27 protein-coding genes and 1 pseudogene are annotated in these 23,615 nt (G+C 51.4%); 16 read left to right on the top strand and 12 right to left on the bottom strand.

The window, feature by feature from the left end; genetic code table 11:
* Nucleotides 1-898: 898 nt before the first annotated feature.
* Nucleotides 899-1,105 (bottom strand): cold-shock protein, encoded by a 207-nt coding sequence (locus tag OOF89_RS20575; protein WP_266082474.1) that lies wholly within the window; start codon nucleotides 1,103-1,105, stop codon nucleotides 899-901.
* A 221-nt stretch (nucleotides 1,106-1,326) separates the two neighbouring features.
* Entirely contained in the window at nucleotides 1,327-1,491 is a 165-nt protein-coding gene (locus tag OOF89_RS20570; RefSeq protein ID WP_266082472.1) for a zinc ribbon domain-containing protein, read from the bottom strand.
* A gap of 261 nt (nucleotides 1,492-1,752) precedes the next feature.
* On the opposite strand from OOF89_RS20570, the gene OOF89_RS20565 reads away from it, so the two are divergent.
* The 5 genes from OOF89_RS20565 (at nucleotide 1,753) to OOF89_RS20545 (ending at nucleotide 5,535) form a co-directional block, all read left to right on the top strand.
* Nucleotides 1,753-2,022, top strand: a complete 270-nt coding sequence (locus OOF89_RS20565) for a DUF7571 family protein (RefSeq protein WP_266082470.1) — start codon at nucleotides 1,753-1,755, stop codon at nucleotides 2,020-2,022.
* Between the two features lie 1,034 nt (nucleotides 2,023-3,056).
* A complete protein-coding gene (locus OOF89_RS20560) occupies nucleotides 3,057-3,818 on the top strand; it encodes a proteasome assembly chaperone family protein (protein ID WP_266082468.1) in 762 nt (253 codons plus the stop codon).
* 157 nt (nucleotides 3,819-3,975) lie between these two features.
* Nucleotides 3,976-4,230: a DUF5789 family protein gene (locus tag OOF89_RS20555; protein ID WP_266082466.1), complete on the top strand. Its 255-nt coding sequence runs from the start codon at nucleotides 3,976-3,978 to the stop codon at nucleotides 4,228-4,230.
* A gap of 263 nt (nucleotides 4,231-4,493) precedes the next feature.
* Nucleotides 4,494-4,805 carry a HalOD1 output domain-containing protein gene (locus OOF89_RS20550; protein ID WP_328517209.1) on the top strand — a complete coding sequence of 104 codons (312 nt, stop codon included), beginning with the start codon at nucleotides 4,494-4,496 and terminating at the stop codon, nucleotides 4,803-4,805.
* Nucleotides 4,806-5,193: 388 nt separating this feature from the next.
* Complete coding sequence (locus OOF89_RS20545) at nucleotides 5,194-5,535, top strand: DUF7344 domain-containing protein (protein ID WP_266082462.1); 342 nt, start codon at nucleotides 5,194-5,196, stop codon at nucleotides 5,533-5,535.
* 141 nt (nucleotides 5,536-5,676) lie between these two features.
* Here the strand turns inward: OOF89_RS20545 and OOF89_RS20540 are convergent, their stop codons facing one another.
* Complete coding sequence (locus OOF89_RS20540) at nucleotides 5,677-5,985, bottom strand: HalOD1 output domain-containing protein (RefSeq protein WP_266082460.1); 309 nt, start codon at nucleotides 5,983-5,985, stop codon at nucleotides 5,677-5,679.
* A gap of 441 nt (nucleotides 5,986-6,426) precedes the next feature.
* Here OOF89_RS20540 and OOF89_RS20535 point away from each other — a divergent pair, with 441 nt between their 5' ends.
* From OOF89_RS20535 to OOF89_RS20510, 6 genes are all read left to right on the top strand, one after another.
* A complete protein-coding gene (locus OOF89_RS20535) occupies nucleotides 6,427-6,726 on the top strand; it encodes a diacylglycerol kinase family protein (RefSeq protein WP_266082458.1) in 300 nt (99 codons plus the stop codon).
* A gap of 76 nt (nucleotides 6,727-6,802) precedes the next feature.
* Nucleotides 6,803-7,075, top strand: coding sequence for a diacylglycerol kinase family protein (locus OOF89_RS20530; protein WP_266082456.1), 273 nt, complete (start codon nucleotides 6,803-6,805; stop codon nucleotides 7,073-7,075).
* Nucleotides 7,076-7,159: 84 nt separating this feature from the next.
* Complete coding sequence (locus tag OOF89_RS20525; RefSeq protein WP_266082454.1) at nucleotides 7,160-7,336, top strand: hypothetical protein; 177 nt, start codon at nucleotides 7,160-7,162, stop codon at nucleotides 7,334-7,336.
* Nucleotides 7,337-7,615: 279 nt separating this feature from the next.
* A complete protein-coding gene (locus tag OOF89_RS20520) occupies nucleotides 7,616-8,296 on the top strand; it encodes a nucleotidyltransferase domain-containing protein (protein WP_266082452.1) in 681 nt (226 codons plus the stop codon).
* Nucleotides 8,286-8,792, top strand: coding sequence for a hypothetical protein (locus tag OOF89_RS20515; RefSeq protein WP_266082450.1), 507 nt, complete (start codon nucleotides 8,286-8,288; stop codon nucleotides 8,790-8,792). Before OOF89_RS20520 ends, OOF89_RS20515 begins: the two co-directional genes overlap by 11 nt.
* A 149-nt stretch (nucleotides 8,793-8,941) precedes the next feature.
* Nucleotides 8,942-10,129: a CBS domain-containing protein gene (locus OOF89_RS20510; RefSeq protein ID WP_266082448.1), complete on the top strand. Its 1,188-nt coding sequence runs from the start codon at nucleotides 8,942-8,944 to the stop codon at nucleotides 10,127-10,129.
* 217 nt (nucleotides 10,130-10,346) lie between these two features.
* Here OOF89_RS20510 and OOF89_RS20505 read toward each other — a convergent pair whose 3' ends face one another.
* Entirely contained in the window at nucleotides 10,347-10,775 is a 429-nt protein-coding gene (locus tag OOF89_RS20505; RefSeq protein WP_266082446.1) for a DUF7539 family protein, read from the bottom strand.
* Between the two features lie 145 nt (nucleotides 10,776-10,920).
* On the opposite strand from OOF89_RS20505, the gene OOF89_RS20500 reads away from it, so the two are divergent.
* A complete protein-coding gene (locus OOF89_RS20500) occupies nucleotides 10,921-11,160 on the top strand; it encodes a hypothetical protein (RefSeq protein WP_266082444.1) in 240 nt (79 codons plus the stop codon).
* Nucleotides 11,161-11,300: 140 nt separating this feature from the next.
* Here OOF89_RS20500 and OOF89_RS20495 read toward each other — a convergent pair whose 3' ends face one another.
* Complete coding sequence (locus OOF89_RS20495; RefSeq protein WP_266082442.1) at nucleotides 11,301-11,702, bottom strand: CBS domain-containing protein; 402 nt, start codon at nucleotides 11,700-11,702, stop codon at nucleotides 11,301-11,303.
* 395 nt (nucleotides 11,703-12,097) lie between these two features.
* On the opposite strand from OOF89_RS20495, the gene OOF89_RS20490 reads away from it, so the two are divergent.
* Nucleotides 12,098-12,325, top strand: a complete 228-nt coding sequence (locus tag OOF89_RS20490) for a hypothetical protein (RefSeq protein ID WP_266082440.1) — start codon at nucleotides 12,098-12,100, stop codon at nucleotides 12,323-12,325.
* A 200-nt stretch (nucleotides 12,326-12,525) separates the two neighbouring features.
* Nucleotides 12,526-13,488 carry a transcription initiation factor IIB gene (locus OOF89_RS20485; RefSeq protein ID WP_266082438.1) on the top strand — a complete coding sequence of 321 codons (963 nt, stop codon included), beginning with the start codon at nucleotides 12,526-12,528 and terminating at the stop codon, nucleotides 13,486-13,488.
* 66 nt (nucleotides 13,489-13,554) lie between these two features.
* Here the strand turns inward: OOF89_RS20485 and OOF89_RS20480 are convergent, their stop codons facing one another.
* Nucleotides 13,555-15,399, bottom strand: coding sequence for an SLC13 family permease (locus tag OOF89_RS20480; protein ID WP_266082436.1), 1,845 nt, complete (start codon nucleotides 15,397-15,399; stop codon nucleotides 13,555-13,557).
* 310 nt (nucleotides 15,400-15,709) lie between these two features.
* On the opposite strand from OOF89_RS20480, the gene OOF89_RS20475 reads away from it, so the two are divergent.
* The gene (locus tag OOF89_RS20475; protein ID WP_328517208.1) at nucleotides 15,710-16,027 is read left to right on the top strand and encodes a hypothetical protein; all 318 of its coding nucleotides are present in this window, start codon (nucleotides 15,710-15,712) and stop codon (nucleotides 16,025-16,027) included.
* A 127-nt stretch (nucleotides 16,028-16,154) separates the two neighbouring features.
* Here OOF89_RS20475 and OOF89_RS20470 read toward each other — a convergent pair whose 3' ends face one another.
* Together OOF89_RS20470 and OOF89_RS20465 are read right to left on the bottom strand one after the other, a co-directional pair.
* On the bottom strand, nucleotides 16,155-18,269 hold the full coding sequence (locus OOF89_RS20470; RefSeq protein WP_266082434.1) for a type B DNA-directed DNA polymerase: 2,115 nt from the start codon (nucleotides 18,267-18,269) through the stop codon (nucleotides 16,155-16,157).
* 4 nt (nucleotides 18,270-18,273) lie between these two features.
* The gene (locus OOF89_RS20465; RefSeq protein WP_266082432.1) at nucleotides 18,274-18,519 is read right to left on the bottom strand and encodes a hypothetical protein; all 246 of its coding nucleotides are present in this window, start codon (nucleotides 18,517-18,519) and stop codon (nucleotides 18,274-18,276) included.
* Between the two features lie 450 nt (nucleotides 18,520-18,969).
* On the opposite strand from OOF89_RS20465, the pseudogene OOF89_RS20460 reads away from it, so the two are divergent.
* A pseudogene (locus OOF89_RS20460) lies at nucleotides 18,970-19,497 on the top strand (HAD family hydrolase); the annotation flags it as partial.
* Between the two features lie 448 nt (nucleotides 19,498-19,945).
* On the opposite strand, the gene OOF89_RS24670 reads toward OOF89_RS20460, so the two are convergent.
* The 4 genes from OOF89_RS24670 to OOF89_RS20450 form a co-directional block, all read right to left on the bottom strand.
* Nucleotides 19,946-20,341: an immunoglobulin-like domain-containing protein gene (locus OOF89_RS24670; RefSeq protein WP_407661679.1), complete on the bottom strand. Its 396-nt coding sequence runs from the start codon at nucleotides 20,339-20,341 to the stop codon at nucleotides 19,946-19,948.
* Between the two features lie 1,433 nt (nucleotides 20,342-21,774).
* Entirely contained in the window at nucleotides 21,775-22,455 is a 681-nt protein-coding gene (locus OOF89_RS20455) for a helix-turn-helix domain-containing protein (RefSeq protein ID WP_266082430.1), read from the bottom strand.
* A complete protein-coding gene (locus tag OOF89_RS24820) occupies nucleotides 22,455-22,865 on the bottom strand; it encodes a DUF7344 domain-containing protein (RefSeq protein WP_456071299.1) in 411 nt (136 codons plus the stop codon). The genes OOF89_RS20455 and OOF89_RS24820 overlap by 1 nt, the downstream gene beginning before the upstream one ends.
* Nucleotides 22,866-22,919: 54 nt before the next feature.
* A complete protein-coding gene (locus OOF89_RS20450; RefSeq protein WP_266082428.1) occupies nucleotides 22,920-23,570 on the bottom strand; it encodes a helix-turn-helix domain-containing protein in 651 nt (216 codons plus the stop codon).
* Nucleotides 23,571-23,615: the final 45 nt, after the last annotated feature.

Raw genomic sequence — 23,615 nt, 5'->3', positions numbered from 1 at the left:
CCATCTCGTATACTTGACGTGGTGTTCGAGTCGTTATTCCTCCACCTTCAGTCCGAAACCCGAGTTCCTCGATACAACGGCAATCATCATATTGCGAGTCGTAGTCGAGGGTCACACATTCGACTTTATACTGTGCCATTTCGTAACACCGTTGAGACAGAATAAGGGTCGCGAACAGTAAAAATTGGCTCTTGTGCCCACAGTCAATCTATTGGGTTCAGCGAGGAATTGTTGATTATGATACCTGTTGTTTTCTTCCAGAAACAACCTGTTTTATCACTGGATCACAGTATTACCCCTGCCAAAGAGGACGATGCCCAATGCTGCCTGTTCTAATCATCAGTATAATCGGGTTACTCATAGCGTCGTGGATAATCAATCCACAGTAACCGATCAATCGTTCAACATCGGATATCCACCAAGAATCGAGATGAGCTCGGTCAGAATAGTCCGATCCAGACGGTAGAAAAGCAGATGAAATCCGGTGTGTTTCAGCTGGGTGGGGAGCCGTGTGTTTCTCCCGACTGTCTGTTGGTCACTAGTGGCGATCATTCGAGGCGATTTAACCACCGAAGATGGAGATCAGAAATTGGCGGAATGTATGAACAAAAGACGGATCGAAGACATGAACGATAGATCGATTGATTCGAAAATGAGTCCTTCAAGCCCTATTTTAAGCAATTGTGGACCTTTACAGATCATCGGCCGTGTTGAAACCCTCAGTGGTTAACACAAATAGCGTGCTGAATACAGAGCGCGTATACAGCACAGTGGATTCTCAGATTGAGCTTAATTGTATAGCCAAGTACAGAGCGCACAAATAACACCAGCTACGGCGCGTGACAGTGAAAGAACTGAGTTGTCATCCATCGCTGTGAACGACGGGTGAAATTCGCGATTACTTACGAACGAGGTTCGTCGCGCGCGGTCCCTTAGGGGATGATTCGATGTCGAACTCGACTTCCTGCCCTTCTTCGAGGTCGGGGCCGCCGACGTCCTCCATGTGGAAGAAGACGTCCTCGTCATCGTCGATGTCGTCGTCGTCAGTCGAAATAAAACCGTAACCGCCCGTGTCGTTGAAGAAGTCAACTTTACCGTTTGCCATTACAAACAAACACAGTCCTCACACACGGATAACACTTCCGAGAGTTAAAGTACCACGACTCTCCGCTATAATTGGCACGTAGGTGTAGAGGTCAGCCGATTCACAGAAGAGTGTCGTTCAAGAGTACAGCCCGTCAGGAGGAATCGAAAACGCTGGTCAGGAGCAGGCAACAACTACAGACCACGTAATACTCGGATACGGGTGCGGATTGTTGGACAGAATCACTCGACCGGTTCGACTGTTTCCTCGCCACAGTGGGGGCAGTACTCGTATTCTCCGTCCACGGGGTTATCACAGGACACACAGGCATACTCCGTCTGCCCGTCATCGATAAACGCCCGTTTCGTCTTTTCGAACTTCCTTCCGACGTTACTGAACAGGCTCATTAAGTGAGGTTGGATCGCGACGCGAATAAGCATTGGCTCAAGATTCATTTCTAATCTAATACCGATAACCGGAACGTAGCAGAAAGATCACTACGGTGGATACGCATGGTCCAATTGCTTCGTGAGGGTTCTGGTTAGGGATCAGTATCAGAAACCATCGACAACTCCAGAGAAAACACTGTTCGCTTGGGCTGCCGTGAGTCTGTCAGTTCTCGGAGGCAGGTATTTAGGGTGTGGTCACATGGTGTTATGTGCATCGCCATGAAACTGTGCCACAGCTGTCAGTCGGTCATCGACGAGTACAATTTGGATAAACAACTCGAACCCCTGCGCAACCTCACAGTTGACGACTTTAACGTCTGCGCGGACTGCACGACCATCGTTGCGGATGCGTGCGTGGAGTGCGGCGGTGCGGTGTACGTCCCTCGAAGCGAATTTGTCACCCCCGACTATTGCCCAGCGTGTCGATCCGACCTCATTGACCGCACTGGTCACGACCCTGGCTGGAATTGCAACCCTGTGTCTTCCTGAACGGTATCCTACCTTTCAATCAATATTTCTGCTGGTGTAGACCTCAATAGGTATGTCTACTTAGCGGTTGGTTCAGTGTCGCAGAGACGAAATAAGCGAGATCTCCTGTGATGGATCCATTCTCTGTATCAGCAACAAGTGAACCACAAACTCTGCCATATGCTAGTAAACTATGGTGTGCCTGTATGAGAGTATCGGTAGGGGGTTAACTTCCCTGCTTAACCATGCACACGAAGTTACAGGGTATGAGAGTCCGATTCCACCCCTCTCTTTCAAAACTTAGGACCGGTAGTTCTTCAATTCGAGATCCGTCTGTTGATCAAGTCTGGGCTGTAAAACGGCAGACTCGGTAGAGAAGTGAATTACTGAGTCCCGACACGGAAATTGGAGGAAACAGTGCCATTCGGTGGGTGTAACCCGCCCGAACAGCACCGTTACATTTTGGTTGTGGAGTGTCGTTGCAAGTTCTTCGAGCGAAGCGACTGCATCGGCGTTCATATCCCATTCTACCCGGTAGCGTACGCGGTCGGAACACCGAGCGAGTTGAGAAATCTCTGTTACTGCTCGGTCAGTAGCGAGGCGATCGGCGAGCAGTTCGCGGTCAGGACCGTATGCCCAAAAATGGGGAAGAGTTCAGTAGAGGACTCGCCGAGGGTGGCGAATTCGAGAGATGAATCCGACTCACGGAGGTAGGGACTAATGAGGGCGATTTCCTTGGCGGGGAATGTGAGCCGATACACCAGACGCATTTGCTAACTGTTGACGGGTGCCTCTATGGTCCACTAAGCGGGTGTAAACACACGGGTTCTCGAATCCAGAAATCTAATTACGGGAGAGCCAATCGCACTACAACAATCAATTCTGCTTCTGGGTGGGTTTTATTCCGATCCAATTGAGTGAGGATCAGGAATCAATGTAGCTATGTGACACTCTCGGAGCGGAGTGGTGAAAGGCCTGCACGACAATAAATTGACAAATATCTCGACCGGATCGCCAACGAGAAAGATCAAGACCGAAAGTGTGTAACGAGACATATGGCAGGCACAGACAAGCCGGTTGAATTCAAACGTTTCAGTGCAAAGAAAGCAGAGGCTGCAACTCTTATCGAAGGGTTACCAGGTCACGGTCTCGTGGCCGCCATTACAGCGGCTCACATCACAGACCAGCTTGATCTTACGCACCTTGGATCACTCGACTCTGAGTTGTTCCCACAAGTGGCGTCGTATAGTGATGGTCGTCTGCAGGATGCAATTCGCGTGTATGGAGAGGCAAATCCAGCCGTCATCACCCTCCAAAGTGATGTCGTCCTTCCCCAATCAAGTTACCGCGGGCTTGCTCACTGTTTACAGGACGAATTGGCGACGGAATTTAAGAATGCACTCTTTTTTGTTGGAGCACCAGCCCAGTCGGACGCTGAAATCGGTGACATTCATGGCGTGGCATCAACGGATGAACTTGAAGCGGAACTACAGGACGTCGGTATCCCACTTGCTGCCGGGACAGGCCTTATCGGTGGTGTTACTGGTGCACTCGCGAAAGAGTTCTTTGGGGCCGAAATTCCGACTACGATTCTTATTGTGAAAACAAATCCGTTTTTCCCGGATCCCACTGCCGCACAATCACTGATCGAGAATGCTGTTGAACCGTTAGTCGATTTTGAGATTGAAACGACCGCACTTGCCCAGCAAGCAGAAGCGATTGAAGAAGAACTCGAACAAGTTGCGACACAGTATCAACAGATCATTCAAGAACAACAGGATCCGATGAATTCCCCGATGCCAAACATGTATCAATAAAGTCGAATATGTGATGGGAACAATCTGTTTATAACCATTTCATTTATCATAGGATTTCCCCTTACGACCCCTATCCTGCATGTCCTTGATTCTCACCGCTACTCATCCGGTGTAGCAGCCACCACCTTATTCCGACTCGCGATGCTATCATTGCTGTATGAGTGATGATCGATCTCCTGTGGAGGAGCGAGCAGAAGGCGGTGAACTTGGCGAGTTCGATGAGCGCCTCGAAGAGTTAGACTATCCAGTGACAAGCAATGAATTGACTTCTACCTACGACGATCACGAAGTTGAGTCAATGGGTGGCACACAATCCATCGAAGAAGTGCTGAGTTCAGCCGACGAGAAAACATACGATTCCGCAGATGAAGTCCGAGACGACGTATTAAACCAATTAAACAGAGAAGGATAGGCATCCGGTGAGTATGGTTGTTTGTTTGGAAAGTCACCCACAAGTTCGCACTCATAGTGCGTTAGCGGTACCGAGAGCAGCTCACCGGCACTAGTATACTAAATATTTTCAAATTCGAACAATAATTCGACAGCCATACTGCCGTCTGTTGCACTAAGCAGACGTAGACAGCCGTGATCTCAAGTGACGAACTGCAGCTGAGCACTCCCAGTGCTCCCGACGGAGTGTATCGTCACCATCAGCTCGACAGTAACACCTGACATATGCTAGCATATATCCCCCAAAGACTATTTTCTCACCGTCCATTCGCAGAGGACATGCCCAGTACCCCACAGTCAGAGGTAGACCCGTCTCTTCAAACACCACCACCAGCCACCCAATCGATCACTAGTGCAGTGGTCACGGCAGTAACCGAGGCCCTCGGCACGACACCTGCAACACCCCTGTATGAGGCCATTGATCCAGATGCGCTCGAAAGTCTGTATCAGCATGCTGCGCCAACCGTGCGCTTCGAATATGCCGGCCAGCATGTGACAATCGCTTCTGACCGAACAATCACCGTGTCTGATCAGTGACTATCGTCGGCAAGCGTGTCAAATTTTTGATCTCTACAGCGTGAAAAGCAAACCGGGAGCATACCGAGTGGCAGGCGTTCAATCGTGGAGTCATGATTCGCTGCGTCGTTTTTGTCATCGATTGTCTCGACGCGACGCTGACTCGTATGAGCAGATATCTATTTAAAATATATTGGCACGATCTAGGTATATTTCACCCAACACTTATTCATCTACACCTCCGTAATGACAACTACGGAATCATACATACACACTGTGCGTTTGTGTCCCCGTGTGGGGACCGCTTGAACCGGGGTCACCGGTCGTGCAGGGTTTTCCTACTCTCTTCGTGTGGTCGGCACGCGGAACGCCCTATGAGTATACGTTCCGCAACCACAACCACAAGATCATGAGTCAACAAACAGCTATCGCATCCCTGGATGCTAGCCTCAGCGCGTTAAATCACCCGTACCGCCGCCGTCTCTTACTGGCAGTACAGGATGAAAATCCATACGACTATGCCACACTCACAGAAGCGGACATCGTGCCCGACGGAGGAGAGACAGATGAGCCCGACGCTGTGACAACGCAGCTACACCATCTCCACCTGCCGAAATTAGCCGACCACGGCTATATTGAATGGCAGCCCGACACGGAGACAATTCGGCAGGGATCAAACTTTGAGAAAATTGCCCCACTTCTCACGCTGCTGAGCGACCATGCAGACGAGCTCCCGCACGACTGGCCGTAATCAGTACGCTTCTTCTCGGATGCAAGTAGACGGTGGATGGCAAATGTGCAGAGCAGTTGCGAGTCGTCACGCAGTGGCTGCATCGCTCACCAATCACTCCCGAGATGGGGCTGGGACTGTGTAGCTGCAGACTTTCTGTGATTATTCGTCGGTGAGCGGGTCGAGTCTGACGTCGTGGTCGCTGGTGACGGTGACTTGATACCCACAATACTGAAACCTGACTGTGCCCGCTGTCGAGCGAGACGACCCATCTCGTCGGGGGGCAAACAGCAGGTTGAGGGCTTCTGGGTCGATGACCTCGTAGAGTGGGACAAGGTCCTCCGGGTCGGTATTTTCGTGCTGTAGAATGCGGTTGATGACTGTCGTTTCGATCGGTTCAGTGCCGTTCAGTGGCTGCATCCCTGATGTGGGCTGTGCGTCGGGAATCGGGAAGTCCTCCGGGCCGGTCATGCGTGTGTCTCTCTCGCCAGGATAGTTTGGGAACATTGTATATAGACGCTCTGTATGGAAATTAACTGAGAATTGTACGTTGAAATGAACAAAGAGGATATGGGTAACAAGATAGTTACGCCTGAACTCTGCATCGCCAATTCGACAGTCTCAGCTACTATAGTGGGCGTGCAGAGGGTCAACCAGAGATTTTGGGAAACATCCACTGTTATACACCAAATATTCAATCGAAGTTGCTCACAATAATACGGTGACTCATACACCCACATGTTGCACTAAACAGACCTGGACACGCCTGGTCTCGAGTGAATAATGCACGAATGACTGACTGCCAGTGGTACACGATCTATGAGATCGAGTGCGAGGGACATGCTATCACGCTCACGCAGAAGCCGATGCAGACGGTGTGGACGTGTTAGCTGTTGCTGGCGGCAATGGAACGTGCACGAAGTGATCCAAAGGCTCGTCCAAGCGAGCGGACTTGACGCGGTAACGCTCGGCGTGATTCTGACGGGCACGGAAAAGGTTGCTAGGACGAATCTCGGGATTACGACGGTCGAGCAGGGCTTCGATGTACTCAAATCAGGAGCGAGGCGGTGTATCGACGTCGGCACGTGGGGCGAGTTGAAAGAGCAATTCGGTTCACTCGCATTAGTCATTGCAGGTGTTCAAGAAGTGATGAGATTCGACGGACTCAACATCGAACTCTCGGCAGTCCCGAAAGGCAAAGAGATAACGTGAACCGGAGAGGCCCTGTGTGCGCTCATTGAAAACGTCCGCCGGTTCGTCAATCAAGGAGGACAGGCGAACGTCGAGGGTGGGGCTCTTCGATGTCGTCATTGTCGAGGAGATGTCGACGAGTGACATCGTCGCCGACGCAGCCTCCCACCGACTACTGGGCCAGGACACCGATCACGTTCACCATATGCAGGTAAAGCGATTAGAGATCGATAGCCTCCACGATGAGCCGATTGAATTGAGTCTTGATAGTGAACTGAGCACCCACGAGCATCTCGCATTGCAGATTCGTCCACAGAAACTCACCGTTTGTGCCGGGCCAGAATATGTACCTCGTTCAGTGCCAGAGTAGTTTACAACAGTGCGATAGATTGCAACGTGCTTGGATCCGATAAGGAGTACCGTTATCCAATAACAAAACGACGGCTATCGCGTCATGGTGGAGATGGCCGAACGCGTCCCCGGTGTGAGCTACAAGGAGTCACGAACGTTGTCGGTGGACGATGCGATGGGCGTCGGTGGCCATCACATCGAAATCACGTTCGGGCATCCTGATTTGGCGGGGTGGATGCGCGCCCACGAAGCGAACGCGGGAGGAAACGGAGGCCGCTAATTATAGCGTTGTAATCACGGGGGTTCTGTGAACCCCCTCTCGAACCACACCACCACCCGAGATTCACACCGCCTTGCCGGTGACACACGGTGGTAGTAATGGGTTGGGTACGGTGAAGTGCGTCTATTTCTGCGAAACGGAGGGGGTCGCTCTCGCGATCCCCCTCTATTACAACGGTATAATCGACTACTCCCAATAGCGATAGTCGAGGACGGCGTGAGTGCGTGTCGGAGCCAGCCCGATGGAAAATTACATGTGTTTTGGTCGTTAAGAGCGACCATGGTAGCTAAGAGCGACCGACAGACGGGAAAGTCGATCAAACTGCCGCTTCCAGTCCCGGAGGGCAGACTCTTTCGGCATGCAGCAACCAGCGACATCCTCAATCTTCTCGCCGCAAGCCCACACACTGCGCTCAGTATTCGGGATCTCCGGCGAGTCACAGAGCACAGCGCAAGCAGTGTTACTGATGCCGTTGACTTGCTCGAAGCAACACATCTCGTTACGACCTCGTACGACGGAAACCGGAAACTCGTTCAAATCAATCGTGAACGGCTTTCACATCCGGATGACCCAATCCTCGAGATTCCCCAAGCAGAGTTCCGTGACCCTGTCCGAACGCTTGTCGACCGAGTAACCGAGGAACTTTCCACCGTCCACGGGATCGTCCTATTCGGCAGTGTCGCTCGGGGCAAAGCTGATCGACGGAGTGATATCGACTGCTTCGTTCTCGTTGATGATGAGCAAGCACTCGCCCAACAGACAGCTCACGAAATAGCCTCAGAACTCAGTGACGAGCGCTTTGATGGTGACCGATTTAAATTCCAAGTCCTCGTCGAGTCCACAACCACTGCCCAGCGATATGGAGATCGATTACGCGAAATCTTCACAACTGGACTCACGCTTGTCGATTCCGAGTCACTGCAACAGCTCAAATCGGAGGTACTCACGAATGGACGATAGTTACGTTGAAGACGCCCTCAATACAGCGGAGCAAGCCTTTCAGGATACACGCGGCCAATCGAGTGAAACGGATTTGGATGTGTCTGATGAAGCGCTCGTCCAACTCCGGAAAGCCTGCCGGTTGCTCGAAGCCGCACGAACGCTTCGGTCGCAAAACGGCTACTATACTGTCGTGATCGAAGCATCCTTCGTTGCTATCGAACGGAGTATCCAGTTCTATCTTTTCCATCAAGGACAGGCGGCAGGCGAGGATCTTCGGCACGAACATACAGCAGTGTACCAACGTGGCGCAGAAGTGAACCTCTTCAGCGAGTCATTTGCAGCCCGACTGATACAACTGTGGCAGCAAAATCGAGCAGAGGTTTACTATCGAGAAACGGTTGCCAGTGCAGAACAGGCTGATGCGATGCTTCAATTGGCAGAGGACCTCCATCGATATCTTCGTAAATTTGCATCGTTACGGCACGAATGCGTCTGTTCGGATTACGACGACTGATCACCCACGGACGATCTGTACCGTCGTGACGATGGTAACGATACGTCTCCTCACATCCAAATGGGACCCACCACAAATCAGCGGCATCGTGTCACCAAAAAGTGAAGCAAGCATAACCGTCCTCGAACCCTCTTAATAGTGAGTACACAATGGACATTTCTGAGATAGTTTCAACACAGTTCACCGAGTTCGATATCGGTGCACCCCTTTCGAAGGTCGCTGGTGCGTTCGAGAATCAAGAACTCGACGCCGTCGTCGTTACGGACGGCGAGGAGTATCATGGCGTCGTCAGCCGCCGACAACTGGCCTCGTCGTCCAATCAGCCCTCGGCGAAGGTTGGCTCACGTGTGCAACACGTCCCAACCGTCGACCGAACCGAGAATGTCCGTGAAGTCGCACGACTCATGATCGGGAGTAACGCCAAGACGCTCCCAGTGCTGGACAAAGACCGCGTCGTTGGTGTGGTGACCGCAGATGCCGTCTTGGAGGCCGTGAGCCCGTTTCTCGACGCGGTGACCGTTGACGATGCATACACGACAACGCTGATCAGTGCGACCCCGATGACCACGATGGGGAAAGCCCTCAACACCCTTCGGGAAGCACGTATCGCACACCTTCCAATCATCGACAATGACGAGCTCGTAGGCATATTGAGCTTGTACGATGTCATCGAATTTACGACACGCGGCGGGAACAAGAGCCAGGGTGGCTCGTCAGACGAATTTAGTGGCCGCGGCGGGTTTGGTGAACGGGATGGTACTTCCGACCGGATGCTCGATCTGCCAGTGCGGAACCTGATGTCCGATGTAGCTGCGACGGTTCAGCGAGACACACCGCTCGATGCGGTAGTCGAAACGATGTTCGATCGGGAGATTTCCTCACTTGTCGTCACGGCTAACAAGACGGACGAACCGATCGGAATCATCACAAAGACGGACGTCATCGAGGCACTCACCTGGGAGCAAGAAGAACGACGTCCCGTGCAGGTGTTCGGTCTCGAGTTACTCGATGGGATGGACTACGATGACGTTTCTGCGTTGATCGACAGCGTGACCTCGAAGTATGGTGAGATGAGCGTGATCAAGGCCAGTATCGAACTGCACGAGCACAAAGAAAGGAGCCGAGGAGTGCCACTGGTGTTGGCACGGATTCGACTAGTCACTGACCGTGGTTACTTCACCGCCAAAGGGGAGGGCTACGGCGCTACGCATGCACTTCGTCTCGCCGCGAACGCGGTCGAACGCCAGCTTCTCAAGGGCAAAACCTACGGCCAGTCGAAGAACCATCCGGACACAGAGGAACAAGCGCAACTCTACGGCTGGTGGCTCGGCGGGTAACGGTCTTGACTTTCAGTACACGGGGGCAACCGTTCCGGGGGGTACGATTCGCTTGCTAGCAAGCGGGGCTGAACTTGGTGGCCAGTTCCTCGGAAGGACAGGCGGTGTCGTACTGATTGTCGTCGTTTCTCGTCTTGGTTGTGGCGGTATTGGCTAGGAGGACCATGTCAGCTGTCGATGAACCGACCAATTTCAGGAAACGGAATTAAACCCAGCGCTAACTCTGTGTTTGGCGGATGAACTCGTCAAGCCGTTCTTCGATGAGTGTCGCAACGCGTTCGCTATATTGCCAGAGTGCTGCGTTGAATTTCTCCTCGGTCTCGTCATCGATACCGTCATCTCCCTGAAGGACAGAATCTTGGGTGATTTGCGGGTGATACACGCAGACGATTCCGATCGAACTGTCCGAAGTCGTGGTTCCCGCCGTGTGGATTCCGTACTGATCGGTGCCCCACACGCCATCGCCACCGTTCCGTTCCATTACAGAATCGAGCGCATCAAGCCGTTGTATTTCTTCGGGAGTAAGGAGTGGATCATCGCCTTCGAACAATTCACTGTATGCTCGTATCCGGGCATTGTTCGTCCATTGTTCCAACTGGGAACGCACTCGCAGTACGAGCTGTCTTTCGTCTGGAAATTCGGCCATGCAATCTAGGGGAGTGGCACACCAATCAACGTTTGTATAGCGTTTCTGATGTCTCCGTTTTTCTGGGAAGGCAATACTCAGAGAAAACGCTCCTTGTCGGCGTTTGGAGGGGATGGGTTTTGTCGTTGGAACACCAACTAGTCATATGTCGCATTACGAGGCCGTCTTTGAAATCAAATCAAAATCCGACGCAGAAGCAATCAGGCGCCTTGCGGAACGAATTTATGACGCCTTACGTGAAGAAACACGAGAAATATATGGAGACGAAGACAAGTCGACTGAAATACTCGAAACGTTCGAAGCCATCCGCGACGCAACCAGACATCCTACCCCAGGTACGCTGACTATCCACTACCATCAACACGACGAAACGTTCGAGGACTGAATAGCCATTGTGCTGTTTTCGATCCTAACACCATCACTCATTGATCTGAACGACATCGTTAGAATACCGACTTCTGTTTGCCATCGTGTGGAACGCTACTGTTCGCCAACTTCCCACTGGGTTTCAACGACATATGCCTCTTATGATGGGCTCGGATCCTCTGTAGTCGAAAGATATGCCGTGAGGTCAGTCGTCGTGATAACACCGATGACCGCCTCTCCGTCGACGACTGGGAGATGGTCAAAGCCATGTTCAATCATTATGTCCGCCGCAGTTTGAACCGATTCACTTGCCGTAGTTGTGATGACGTCTGTACTCATAACTGTGGCAACAGTCGCATTCGGATCAGGCGCACCTTCTGCGACAACATGAATGAAATCAGTTGCAGTGATGATTCCTTCGAGATGATCGTCATCACCAACGGCGATTATCGATCCAATCTCGTGTTCGCGCATTGTCTCGCCAGCGTTCTGGAGTGACGTGTCGTTACTTACAGTGTACACCGGTGAAGACATGAGATTCCCGACAAAGACATCGTCCATTTAAGTAAATAGTTTTTCTGCGGGCATAAGAGTTCGCTTCCGGTCACGGGGATGGAATATCTTACATGGAAACGAGGGTATTGTTCCTTCGTTGAAATGCCAAGTGATGAGCAAAAGCTGATCACCAGGATCTTCCGACAAGCGGAGTCGGTGATACCTGGACTACCGGAATGGAGTTGCTCATTGTACTTCTATTCGAAATCGGACGTGCAGGGTGCCAAAGTGAGCTGAACGTCCCAGTAAGCGGGTGATTCGTGACCTTATGGTTTTGGTAAATTCTCCCGAGATAGAGGTAACATAATTCATCGTGCTGGAGCACGTACTAAGATATAAGGATGAGTACTGCCGCTTAAGACTGGAACCAACAGTGGTTGTCCCAACAGAAAGGAACACAAATGACCGATACAATCGATTCCTGGCGGGATGGGAAACCACAACATGAGTTTCAATCGACTCCACTAAACGAACAACAGTTCTATGGTGAACCTCAGCACGAAATGCTCGGTTCAATCGACATCGAACTCCGAGAGTCCGTTACGTATCTCCGCCTCTGGGAATACTACATGAAGAAACAGCGACAGCGAGAAATCAGAACGAAACGTCTGATGCTCTCCCCACGATAGTCAAATAGGATCGTCACCAGAGCGATGGATGCCAAACTGGACTCGGTATACTCCTCTAATTTCTCCACAATAGCCGATTCACGCGACCTATGTCGCGAGAGCATACGTACTATGCTCTGAGAGCAGAACTTCCCCACGAAAGGACAGCTAGTAATCATACAGAGAGCTTAACCGCGTAGCAACAGTATATAAATAAAGATATGTTACGCCCCAGCCGTCGGAATGAGCGCGATATGACGACGGAACGGAGTACAGATGAACGAGAGGGCGTACAAGACTGTCCCGAGTGTGAATCTAACACGCTTCGTACGAGCGCAGATGGCAGTGAAATCGTCTGTGAGAATTGTGGTTTGATTATCGAAGAAAAGTCGATCGACCGGGGGCCAGAGTGGCGAGCATACACACATCGAGAGCAGCAGAACAAGTCCCGAGTCGGTGCACCACTCACCCAAACCATACACGATAAAGGTCTCACCACAACCATCGATTGGAAAAACACGGATGCATCCGGTCACTCGCTCTCTGAGAGGAAACGGATTCAGATGCATCGGCTACGCCAGTGGCAAACTCGGATTCGCACGAAGGACGCGGGCGAGCGCAACCTCCAATTCGCCCTGAGCGAGATTGATCGAATGTCGAGTGCACTCGGTATTCCGCGTTCGGTTCGCGAGATTGCCTGTGTGCTGTATCGCCGTGCCTTAGAAGAAGACCTGATTCAAGGGCGATCGATCGAAGGCGTCGCAACGAGTTGTCTGTATGCGGCGTGTCGCAGCGAGAATATTCCTCGCAGTTTGGAGGAGGTTTCGGGTGTGTCTCGTGTGGGACGAAAGGAGATCGGTCGCTCATATACGTATCTCAGGCGGGAACTTGGACTCGAGATCAAACCAGTTGATCCGAAGCAGTACGTCCCTCGATTTTGTTCAGAACTCGGGAGCAGTGATGCTGTTGAAGCGAAAACGAACGAGATTCTTGATGCCTCGATAGCAAAGGGCCTGCTTTCAGGAAAGTCACCCACAGGATATGCGGCGGCGGCGATTTACGCTGCATCACTGCTATGTAATGAGAAAGAAACACAGGATGCGGTCGCTTCAGTTGCACAGGTAACCGAAGTAACAATTCGCAACCGATATCCCGAACAGATCGATTCGATGGATCTCGAATAACAGATCTATTGTAGTTGGAAGCAATCGCTCACTCCCTTCATGCAGGTTCGAACATGGAAGAGTAGTTCATACTGGTGCACTAATTCCCCAGAAGAAGGCAATTCCAAGGATGGTTACGACGGAAAGAAGCAGCTGAAGCGGTGCACCAACTCTGGCATAATCCGTGAATTTGTACCCTCCAGGGCCATACACAAACAGGTTTGTTTGATAGCCCACAGGTGTAATGAAGGCTGTCGAGGCAGCAAACGTCACTGCCAGCACGAATGCAAACGGGTTGGCACCGATATCCGTGGCCGCTTCGACAGCGACGGGAATCATCAAGACGACGCTCGCATTGTTGCTGATGATACTCGTAATGAGCCCCGTTGCGATGTAGAATACCCACAGAACACCGATAAGTGGGAGAAAATCTGCGGTTGCAGCCACAAGCGAACCGAGGAGGTTTGCTGCACCCGTTTGCTCTAAGGCAACACCAAGTGGAATAACACCCGCTAGTAGGAAGATAACACTCCAATCGACGCCTTCGTATATCTCACCAGGTTTGATCACATCAGTGACTACCATCAACACGACACCCGCAAGTGCTGTTTGGACGATGTTGAATTCGACACCTGCAAACATCTCAACATCGGTTACGTTCGCGAGAGTACTCCATGGCATCCCGACAAGACCGACAACAGCGATGATAATCCCGAGTGCCCACGGGATCTTTTCCGTTCGATAATCCGGCGATTCGGATTCGTGGGCGACGATAAATTCGGGATTGCGACTCAACCGGTCGATACTGTCATTCGGGGCTTGGACAAGAAGTGTATCACCGACCCGCAGTGGGAGATCGTTGAGCCGGCTCCGTATTGTTTTCCCGCCGGATCGGAACGCGAGGACGCTTGCGTCGTATCGCTCACGAAAGGCCGAGGTCGCAATCGTCTCACCGAGTAATGAGGAGCCAGACTGAATGACAATCTCGACGAGTGTCTGTGTTTCTTCCTCTGGCGGGTCGAGTGCCGAATCGGAGTATTGTGTCCCAACAAGGTCGAGACCTTCTTGCTCACGAAGGACATTGAGCGTTCCACGGTCAGTACGAACAGTCAGAATATCTCCCGCACGAATCCGTTTGCTGGCGATACCTTCGAAATACTGTTCATCGTCGCGGGTGAGTTGGACGATATCCGTATCGAATTGTGATTCATCGATCGCGGTTTGAACAGTGTTCCCGACGATAGGGGACTCGTCCCGGACGACGACTTCGAACACATAGCCCTGTAGATCGTATTCCTCAATGTAGTCTTCACGTGCAGGAACGCGTTCCGGGATGAGTTTGTGGCCGATAGTCAGCAAATAGATAGTGCCCGTTAGAAGTACGATGACTCCCAGTCCAGTGAAGGTAAACATCGAGAATGGCTGCCCAATCAACCGTTCAGAAACGCTGGATGCGAGTAAGTTTGTTGAGGTTCCAACGAGAGTGAGCATTCCACCGAACATCGAGGCATACGAGAGAGGAATAAGGAGTTTCGAGGGAGAGGTATTTCCCTCGTGGGCGAGATCGGAGATGACCGGAACGAGGATAGCAACCACTGGAGTGTTGTTAATGAATCCAGAGACAGGACCAGTGACGCCGATAGTTGCAACAAGTTGTTTCAGCTGATCATTGCCTGCAAAGGCGGCCATCTTTTTTCCAATAATCTGAACGAGTCCTGTTTGACTAATCCCTGTCGAGAGGATGAGCATCGCGAGCACGGCGACAGTTGCAGTGCTTGAAAAACCCGAAATCCCTTCAGCGATGGAAACTTGGGTCCAAGGATTCAGGAACATAAGGAGCACCATTATGAGAATCGCAGTGACATCCATCGGCAATAATTCTGTCACGAAAAGAAAGAGTGCTAACGCGACAATCCCGAATACGACAAGCATACCAGTTGTAACAGGTGGAATACCCCCAGCTTGTGCTAGAGACACATGTATAACCACATTGAATATATATCGACATCAGTCATAATACCACTACATATATTTTAGAGAGAGTGAATAGAATTGACAGAGATGTGGTAGCGAGGATGAGAATCATTATCCAACCAGTTCGAATTCTCGTAGCTCACAATGATATCAATGGAATATATATCAGAATATAAAATTTTGTGATTCAACTCAGTGGGTCGTTTCCCGCCAAGAATGTTCCAAATGCCGACCACAGCATTATCTTTCACGTTTACCTAGATACGACATGGCGGACGATAAAAAGAGCCGAAACAAGCAATCTCATGATGAAGAAAACCGCCAACGAGTGTGGGAAGTTGAGCAGGCACACGAACGTATGGACGAAACCAAATCACGTGACGAACAGAACGAAGCAGATGAATCTCGAGACGAGAGAAAAGAAAATTCGGACTCACCCCGCAAATGTCACCGTCGTGAGTGCGACGAACCAGCGAAATTTGTCGCTCTTGAACGCTACCAGGAAGAAACGGATCACGGAAGCGTTGAGGCAGAGGCTAGCCCTTGCCAAAGGCATACTGCTGAAGAACAGTCCCACGAATCTTGATGGCGTCTATGCGGACTATATGTTTCGTGTTGATCCGTTACCAGAGACAATTGATACAGACAGAGCGTGATTTCTTTCTGTACATACAATTTATCACGGGACGATTAAGCGGTAGGTATGTTTGGGTTCATTTATCACGGCGTGTAACTAAATGACGCCAAACTAGACTCGTATACTGCCCTAACTCCTGCTCAATATCTGATTCACGCCACCAAAGCGGCGACAACACACTCGCTGCTGCACGAACCAACAACTCTCGATAAAACCCGACATCATACTCGTCTAACTCCTCACTCGCCAACTGTACCCGCTCCCACGATTTCTTCGAATCATCCACCACCACATACGACACACTCTGACCAGGCGCACGCGCCAACCCCAGATCAGCCGCCCGCTCCAACGCCGCCACACTCCGCGTAGAGTGCGTGTAATCCTCCCGTTTCTTCGAAACCCGATTCCTAATTACCAACTCACTCGGATCGACTGCCGCGCGCTCAAGTCGATCAACCCACGACCGCAATTCCTCACAAACCGCTTCTGGATCACGATACTCATCCACTGCTCGAATCAGCGCCTTCTGCGCATCGTCGAGATACGAGGGCGTGCTTCGCTGGCGACACTCAATGCCCCGATACTTGTATTCATCCTCTCCAGCGACCTTTCCGAAATACTTCGTCAACGCACCAGCATCCGAATCACGTAACGGCACAAACGATATCCAGTCGTAGTGGGCTTCATGTTCGAGCCGAATTGCCACCTGATCGAAAATCTCCGTGACAAGCTCTGAAAGCGACCTCTGTCCCTCGCCTTCGATTGGCGTCACCCACACGCTATCGACGATCCCATGCACAATGCGCCAGCCATGCTCCTCGAGCACAGCCTTGGTCTCCAACAGAATCTCCCTGGCATACGCGTTGATCGCCTCATGGCACTCGATCCGCCCGAATTTCGCATTCGAAAAGCCCTGATAGCCGAAACACGAGACCAAAATCCACTTGATCGCGCTCGATTGACCCTCCAATTCATCACGACGCTCTTCATCCTCAGTTGCTCGAATCTCGGCTTTAATTGCATCCCGAGCCTCGATTAACGGCTCAAGCACGTCAGGAAGATACCCCCGCTCGTCACAAATCGAATACCCGATGCCCGGTACATCCTCTCTCTCGGCATGGCACTCACAGCGAATCTTCTCCGGACTCACATTCCGTGTGACGATGATATTCGGATACAACGAGGAGAAGTCGAGTTCGTGGACGTCCTCGTGTAGCCCGACGTCCGGCGCAAAGGTGAACCCACCTCGGTCGGCGTCGTGCAGCTGGCGCATTGTCTTGAACTTCTCGTGTCGCCACGACCGCCACGGAACAAGCACGTCCCGCTCACGGGCCTCCTGAATCTGAATTCCGGTGAGAATATTTCCGATTGACGACCACGCCAACTCCTGCAGTGGTTTGCCCGACTGTTCGACGAGATACAGACAGCCATCGAGGTTGGTCTGATTCCACATGAACGTATTCGAGCCGTCGATGATCACCCGACCGGGGAGATTGTAGCGTGCTGGTGAGTGGCCGACTTGCCCGTAGCTTTCGTAGGTTGATTCACCCGCCAGCTGCTGCCACCCCGACCGTCGTCCAAGCTGAAACTCTACATCGAGTCGATCAGCTTGCTGGAACAGAACAGGAATGAGGTTGCTGGTATTCAGGAAGAGTACATCCGGGTCAACCGACTCTACTCGATCTGATAGCGTTGCTAACACGTCTTCGCCACTCCCAGTCATCGTCTCGTCGTCGATCGTGAGTTCGGTAACCCGCTCACTCGCGAGTTCTGTCTCCGACACAGCAATCTGTATCTCCGAGAGTTCGTGTTTTGGCAGTGGGTCAATTCCCTCTTCGAGACAGTAGCGGAACTCTCGCGAGAAATCGACGTTGTAGCAGCGATACTCACCGGGTGAACCCCACTTGCTCACCATTCTCGCCACTGAATTGACCGTCTTGAGATCAACAACATCCACCCGAAGCACTTGCTCGGGATCGTGCCGGTAGCTCACACGTTCATCAACAGTAGCAACCCGAACAACGGCAGGATGATCACGGAGTGCAGCACGTGCCGTCGAAAAATCGCCGTCACCATGCACAGAGATGTAAATTGTCGGTGTATACGACTCATCAACCTCGCAACTCACTCCGGAGTCAGTCACCGACCAGGTGAGCACGTCGTCGTCGACGGAGTCGATTTTGTACATCATGACCTCATCCCTGACCGTTCAAATCGTCCTCTAAGTGATCAAGCCGTTCTTCCAAATCGTCGATCTGGATCTGCTGTTCGAGCAACATCGAGATTAGAATCGGCGTTTCAACGAACAGAGGTTTGTGAACAGTGCTAGGATCGGTATGCAGCTGTGCATACTCGAAGAGTCGATCGAAAACCAACTGATCAGTCGGTCGAAGTGCTCGGCGATACTCGTCCCATCCCGTCGTGATTTGGCTAGTTTGCATCGTTGCAAGTAAACACGACCACCAAAATCCTCTTAGGCAAGCCAGGGTCGCTTCCGAATATTCCAATAGATGAAATGTCGATGGAAATCTGTGTGAGTACTGGTCGTGCTGGCCACCAACTATGAAGTAAGACTCGAGGTTCTGCTATCGTCAGTTTGGAGCGAATAAGTACGTCTCTCTCCAGAATGTTCTCACCGAGATGAGCCTCAATCAGATCTCGAAGTATCGGTCGTCAGTGGCCCTGTTGAATCGTTTCCGATTAGATTTTCCGAAAACGCAGTCTCCACCAACGCTCACTCGGAGAAAGGTAAGGAAAGCCGTAGGCAGGGCTCTCACAACCAGCCAGACCGTCAGCGCCGCATGATGGCGTCGGGAAATTGTCTTGACCAGTTGTGAGAGCGCAGTTAGAGCATCGGACGGAGGCATAAAACGCGTTCCGGTAACACAAACGACGATATTGTGAATGGAACGACAGTCGAAAGACTCCATGAAATATGTGTGACCTATATTCTTGATGTGGCCACATTTTGGGAAGCCCGTGAGCGCCTCGACGAACAATCACAATTTGAAAAGTTTAAGGCGGGTTCTCGGGTCTGCTATGACGACGAAACGGTCATCTCGAATCTTTCTCAGACCTGCGGTGTGGTGAGCAATAACCATCACAGTACAATTGAGTTTGTGTTGGATTTTTTCGAGCTGCAACCTGCGTTCGACACCTATTATGGCCGCGAGAAGACGGTTGAGAGTCTCAACTTAAAGAAACCGAATACACACTATCTCGACCGAGCAATCACAGAGCTTGGAGCCGAATCCGCTCTCTACATCAGCGACAGAGAGAGTGATGTAATTGCCGCTCACAGGGCAGGTTTAGATTCAGTTTTTGTCCGCCGACCGCATTGCAGGGATATAACCCTCCCAGTCGCCCCCACCTATGAAACACACAGCCTATATGATGTTGTGGAAATCGTAAGTGGATGATTCACTAAAACTCCTGTATAGAGCGATTCGGCGGATAGAATCGACTTTACTACGTCAATCTCTGGAGTTACCGATAGAAATATGTGCCAAAGAAAACAATTTTATCGGTAATGCGCCCGGCTCGATTTGTGACGTATTGCTTTCTGTATAGCGGGGCTGTCTTGATAGCTCTAGCCCTGGTAGCCACTCAATTTCAATTGAACATAGAAAGTGTTCTTCGTGCTGGTGTCGGACTGACGATCTTATTTACTGGCCTCATCAGGTTGCGGAATCCAGAACAAGAGGAGCGTAAACCTTCGGAATATGGCTCATTAGCCTATGGGATGGCCGCTCTCACGCTCGTAATAACAGCGCTCTTTCTCGTACAACTATCCATCTCGATGTAGTGCTGGACAGTTACCTGACCAAGAGGAGAACACCCGATCGCGAGTGAACAACGGACAAATCATCACTTAGACGGTTTTATACGGAAGCTGATCGCGAAGAAAGGGTCAGGCGCGAGCAATACGAACCGATACAACCCAGGGACGAATTCATGTTTAACGATCTCACTTTTGGTTTCGAGTGCCGAGCGTCTCAGCGTGACGGTTTCGGTGATGGTGTCGCCGAGTGTGAGAGTGGTCAAACATGCAGGAAAGACATCGCTTATAGTCCACATCATCTCGCGCCACCGACCATTTTTCTGCTGTTGAAGCGTCCACGGATTGTCGCAGCCGAGCGAAATCTCGGTCGTACTCTTATTTGTAACGGTAAAATCGAACGTCTCACCATCAGTAACCGGCTTCCAGGGCCCAGTACTGATCTCTTGAGAGATCGCTATGAATCCACTTGCCCTATTCTTCATTTTCATCCGATTGGTAGTACTCCCACGCTTCGTCAGGGATCTTCAACACGGTTTCACAGTAGGGGCACGTAGCCGTCTGTGCATCCGGTGCATCGAATGGTTCTCCACATCGTATACACCTCCACTCAACACACCCTTCGTTTGTCATGGGATGGAACTCTAGTTACTCACGAGGTGTATGTTTGGCGTGTAGTGGGTTACCTTCTGTCGAGGCCATTTGATTTGGATTTCCTCGGGTCTCACTATCAGGGAGCCTGTCAGCTGAGGAACCACCACTATCCGCTATTACAACCTCGAAGGCAAATCCGTATGTAGGAAGATGCACTCCGTGAGGGTTCTGTGTATCTGTTCTATTTCCGCTTACGATTTTACGCGACAATGAACTTGGTCCCACTTGTCCACGAAGAGTGAATAGTTGAGATTCGAGTGATTCACTACTTCCTGTTGCACTAAGCGGGTGTGGAGCGTTTCGTATTGATGGCTAAAAGCAAAGACCATCTACTTCCGGCGTAGGTGAATTATACTTAAGGGGATGTCACTCGTTAGTTGAAGTGTGCCCTGTCCATGGGTGCGAAGCGTACTTCAGCTCGAGCGGACGCGTTGCGGTGCCGGAAGCTCTGGCGGTGGGCTGGCCTCCCACCGAGTGTCACCAACCTTCCCACGAAAGTTCTCATTCGATGCGTCCTGCGGACTCCTACGCTTCTCAATAGTTTTTCACAGTAAATCCATGATCTAACCATATAAAAAGAGCCATCGGATGAAAGAAATTATCAAATATCCATTTTTCTATCGTTGGTACCAAGGAAGTACTGAACCCCAATGACTCAGCGCCCCCTTGGGAGGTAGGAAGTCTGAGTGATAATCAGATGGGGCGCTCTCCCGGGGATGTGCATCTTTGAGATATCGGTGGCATTTGTTTTCTGGGGGTGAGTAGCCCTTGCGAGAGCACGCACAACATCCATGCAGATAGAAAGGGTATGATTAATCATGCTGTATCATCGGCAGAGACGACGGCGTGGTTCGCCAGCACACCAGTCACACGACCCAGACCACGTGTAAAAGCAGCTTGAGGCCCAACACCGCCGCATCATCGAGCTGGAACAGTTGCTATACACATTCCAGACGATATCTGCAAGCAGTAGGACCGTTGAAGAGAGGTGTGCCGAGTGTGCTGATGGTATCCTCTTGTGCGAACACGACCGGCTCCACTGTCCGAGTTGTGGCTATGTGGCGTTCCTCTAACTTAAGAACACACATCTACAGGAACTGGTGATCACCAATGAGATTGTCTCTCCATACTGAGTGGCGGTGACCAAACATTCCTCGGTCGAGTTACGTGGAGTTCGACTTACTAGAGAGTATTGAATCTGTTTAGGTGGAGACTGTACTCCACACTGGTCGCTGTTAGTCGAAGCTCGTGTTTGAGGCGGGCTCTAGTGGGCTGTATCTGTCGAGTCTGAAACCTCATTTCCAGTGCCGAAGACATGATGGACCAGATGGCCATGGGCACGCCGGAGCCGTTCAGAGAGCGCTTGAGGACTAATTCCAAGTTCCTCCGCGAGATCGTCCGCTGAGACCTCGCGTGGCACAGTATAATACCCGCGAGCAGCTGCGAGCTCAAGTGCCGTTTGTTGGCAGTCGGTCAGCCCTATGCGACTCCCATTGTGACCAGTGAAGTCGTGAATATCTGTGACCTCAAAGTCGATGCCGTGTTCCAGACAGTATTCATTGGTGCGAGCGGCCATCTCACGGTCGGCAAACAACAGTCGAAACGTCCAGCTACTATGTCGGCCCGTTGCGCGCAGCACAGTCCCCTCTTGATCAACAAGGATCTGGATTAGATGCTCAATGCGATCAACCCATTCAAGCTGGTAGAGATATTCAGTCTCGAAGTCGGCGATCATGTGGTAGCCAGCAACGCTGTCATCAGCAGCAAATGCCGTTTCAAGTGTGGGGCGATCAGGTGCGTCAACCCACATGAGGGGCATCAGCGACTTCTGATTGGTGGCAACCATCTGTTCCACGTCAAACGTGAGTGTCTCAAGTTCCGCAAGGGTGTGTGCAAGTGCAAACTGTTCGCGAGGAACAGTGACCTCAACGATTGTACCAGACATTAGTGACCTTCCTGGCTAGGGTCTTCATGTCCTTGTTCGATCTGTCTGACGCGAACGAGTATCTCTTCGAGCTGTGGGTGACCCCAATAGCGAATCATTTCACTGCGCCTATCGTAGTCGACAACTCCAGCATCCTGCAACCGCGGAAGGACCATATGATACAGGTGCGTTCGGACAGAGCTTTCTCGACTACTCATTTCGTCCAGTGTGGGTTGGAGATACTCGATCAGGCCATCTAGTGTCCAATTCTCACCACTGGTCTCGAAAGCCAGGTAGTAGAGAGTATATCGCCGATGGTGATCCGCTACAAGAGAATAGATCTCATCGACGGAGAGGCTAGCAGTCACGGGCTTGTCTCGTGCATTGTCGGAGCTGGTTTGGTCGGGGGGATCTGAGGGGTTTGCTGTCATAGGTCCATTAGATCGCCAGTGAGTGAGAATAGTGGGTCTTCACATGAACGGGACTTATTTCTGATTGTCCATCACCGTATGTTTGACCAACGAATACAACCCACGTCTGAGCCGCCGGGCAAACGATTGGCCAGTGATGCCCATTGCCTCGCCTAAGACACCGAGTGAGGTCTCACGGGGCACATTGAAATACCCATCCGTGAACGCGTACTCGATCGCTTCGCGCTGTTTTTCGGTGATATCGTACTGTGCCGTCGCTGGTTTCCCGGGATTCCATACCCGCTGAATCTCGAGCGGAATGTCGTAGTCAGCACAGGCCTGTTGAAAGGACGAGAGATTGCCGCGATTTGGCCCGCGCACCGTAAAGTGCCACGTGTCGGCGGTCCCGGTTGCCTCTTCAACGATGAGATTGTGCTCCCGAAACGCGGTGAGCATATGATCGATATCTCGCGTCCACTCGATCTGGTAGAGCGTCTTTTCTGGCCCCGCATCGAGGGGGGTGAGAGTTGCAACACGCTCATCGGCGCGCACTGATTGTTCGAAGGCGTCTTGGTCGGTGGTTTCAGCCCAAAAGTACGGCACAAGTGTTTGTTCGACTGGGACGAATTGAGTCAGCTCGATGGAGACGTCACTGCCATCGGTGAGGATTTCACCCAGAATGAAACACTCACTGGGCACCGTGAATTCGACGGTCACGACCTCCATTAGTATTCCTCCGATGAGATTGAAACGAGTGAGTGAGAGTGCCGG

Origin of the sequence: Haladaptatus caseinilyticus (assembly GCF_026248685.1) — an archaeon.
GTDB lineage: Archaea > Halobacteriota > Halobacteria > Halobacteriales > Haladaptataceae > Haladaptatus > Haladaptatus caseinilyticus.
Note: the sequence above shows the minus strand (reverse complement) of the source record. Positions and strands in the feature narration are given on the sequence as shown.

What these genes read in the sequence shown, in the direction of transcription:
- OOF89_RS20565 (WP_266082470.1), top strand. Translation starts at nt 1,753, where the DNA reads ATGAAACTGTGCCACAGCTGTCAGTCGGTCATCGACGAGTACAATTTG.
- OOF89_RS20490 (WP_266082440.1), top strand. Translation starts at nt 12,098, where the DNA reads ATGACCGATACAATCGATTCCTGGCGGGATGGGAAACCACAACATGAG.
- OOF89_RS20475 (WP_328517208.1), top strand. Translation starts at nt 15,710, where the DNA reads ATGGCGGACGATAAAAAGAGCCGAAACAAGCAATCTCATGATGAAGAA.
- OOF89_RS20540 (WP_266082460.1), bottom strand. Translation starts at nt 5,985, where the DNA reads ATGACCGGCCCGGAGGACTTCCCGATTCCCGACGCACAGCCCACATCA.
- OOF89_RS20550 (WP_328517209.1), top strand. Translation starts at nt 4,494, where the DNA reads ATGCTAGCATATATCCCCCAAAGACTATTTTCTCACCGTCCATTCGCA.
- OOF89_RS20480 (WP_266082436.1), bottom strand. Translation starts at nt 15,399, where the DNA reads ATGCTTGTCGTATTCGGGATTGTCGCGTTAGCACTCTTTCTTTTCGTG.
- OOF89_RS24670 (WP_407661679.1), bottom strand. Translation starts at nt 20,341, where the DNA reads ATGAAGAATAGGGCAAGTGGATTCATAGCGATCTCTCAAGAGATCAGT.
- OOF89_RS20570 (WP_266082472.1), bottom strand. Translation starts at nt 1,491, where the DNA reads ATGAGCCTGTTCAGTAACGTCGGAAGGAAGTTCGAAAAGACGAAACGG.
- OOF89_RS20555 (WP_266082466.1), top strand. Translation starts at nt 3,976, where the DNA reads ATGAGTGATGATCGATCTCCTGTGGAGGAGCGAGCAGAAGGCGGTGAA.
- OOF89_RS20510 (WP_266082448.1), top strand. Translation starts at nt 8,942, where the DNA reads ATGGACATTTCTGAGATAGTTTCAACACAGTTCACCGAGTTCGATATC.
- OOF89_RS20515 (WP_266082450.1), top strand. Translation starts at nt 8,286, where the DNA reads ATGGACGATAGTTACGTTGAAGACGCCCTCAATACAGCGGAGCAAGCC.
- OOF89_RS20465 (WP_266082432.1), bottom strand. Translation starts at nt 18,519, where the DNA reads ATGCAAACTAGCCAAATCACGACGGGATGGGACGAGTATCGCCGAGCA.
- OOF89_RS20450 (WP_266082428.1), bottom strand. Translation starts at nt 23,570, where the DNA reads ATGGAGGTCGTGACCGTCGAATTCACGGTGCCCAGTGAGTGTTTCATT.
- OOF89_RS20545 (WP_266082462.1), top strand. Translation starts at nt 5,194, where the DNA reads ATGAGTCAACAAACAGCTATCGCATCCCTGGATGCTAGCCTCAGCGCG.
- OOF89_RS20500 (WP_266082444.1), top strand. Translation starts at nt 10,921, where the DNA reads ATGTCGCATTACGAGGCCGTCTTTGAAATCAAATCAAAATCCGACGCA.
- OOF89_RS24820 (WP_456071299.1), bottom strand. Translation starts at nt 22,865, where the DNA reads ATGACAGCAAACCCCTCAGATCCCCCCGACCAAACCAGCTCCGACAAT.
- OOF89_RS20495 (WP_266082442.1), bottom strand. Translation starts at nt 11,702, where the DNA reads ATGGACGATGTCTTTGTCGGGAATCTCATGTCTTCACCGGTGTACACT.
- OOF89_RS20505 (WP_266082446.1), bottom strand. Translation starts at nt 10,775, where the DNA reads ATGGCCGAATTTCCAGACGAAAGACAGCTCGTACTGCGAGTGCGTTCC.
- OOF89_RS20525 (WP_266082454.1), top strand. Translation starts at nt 7,160, where the DNA reads ATGGTGGAGATGGCCGAACGCGTCCCCGGTGTGAGCTACAAGGAGTCA.
- OOF89_RS20520 (WP_266082452.1), top strand. Translation starts at nt 7,616, where the DNA reads ATGGTAGCTAAGAGCGACCGACAGACGGGAAAGTCGATCAAACTGCCG.
- OOF89_RS20575 (WP_266082474.1), bottom strand. Translation starts at nt 1,105, where the DNA reads ATGGCAAACGGTAAAGTTGACTTCTTCAACGACACGGGCGGTTACGGT.
- OOF89_RS20485 (WP_266082438.1), top strand. Translation starts at nt 12,526, where the DNA reads ATGTTACGCCCCAGCCGTCGGAATGAGCGCGATATGACGACGGAACGG.
- OOF89_RS20470 (WP_266082434.1), bottom strand. Translation starts at nt 18,269, where the DNA reads ATGATGTACAAAATCGACTCCGTCGACGACGACGTGCTCACCTGGTCG.
- OOF89_RS20560 (WP_266082468.1), top strand. Translation starts at nt 3,057, where the DNA reads ATGGCAGGCACAGACAAGCCGGTTGAATTCAAACGTTTCAGTGCAAAG.
- OOF89_RS20455 (WP_266082430.1), bottom strand. Translation starts at nt 22,455, where the DNA reads ATGTCTGGTACAATCGTTGAGGTCACTGTTCCTCGCGAACAGTTTGCA.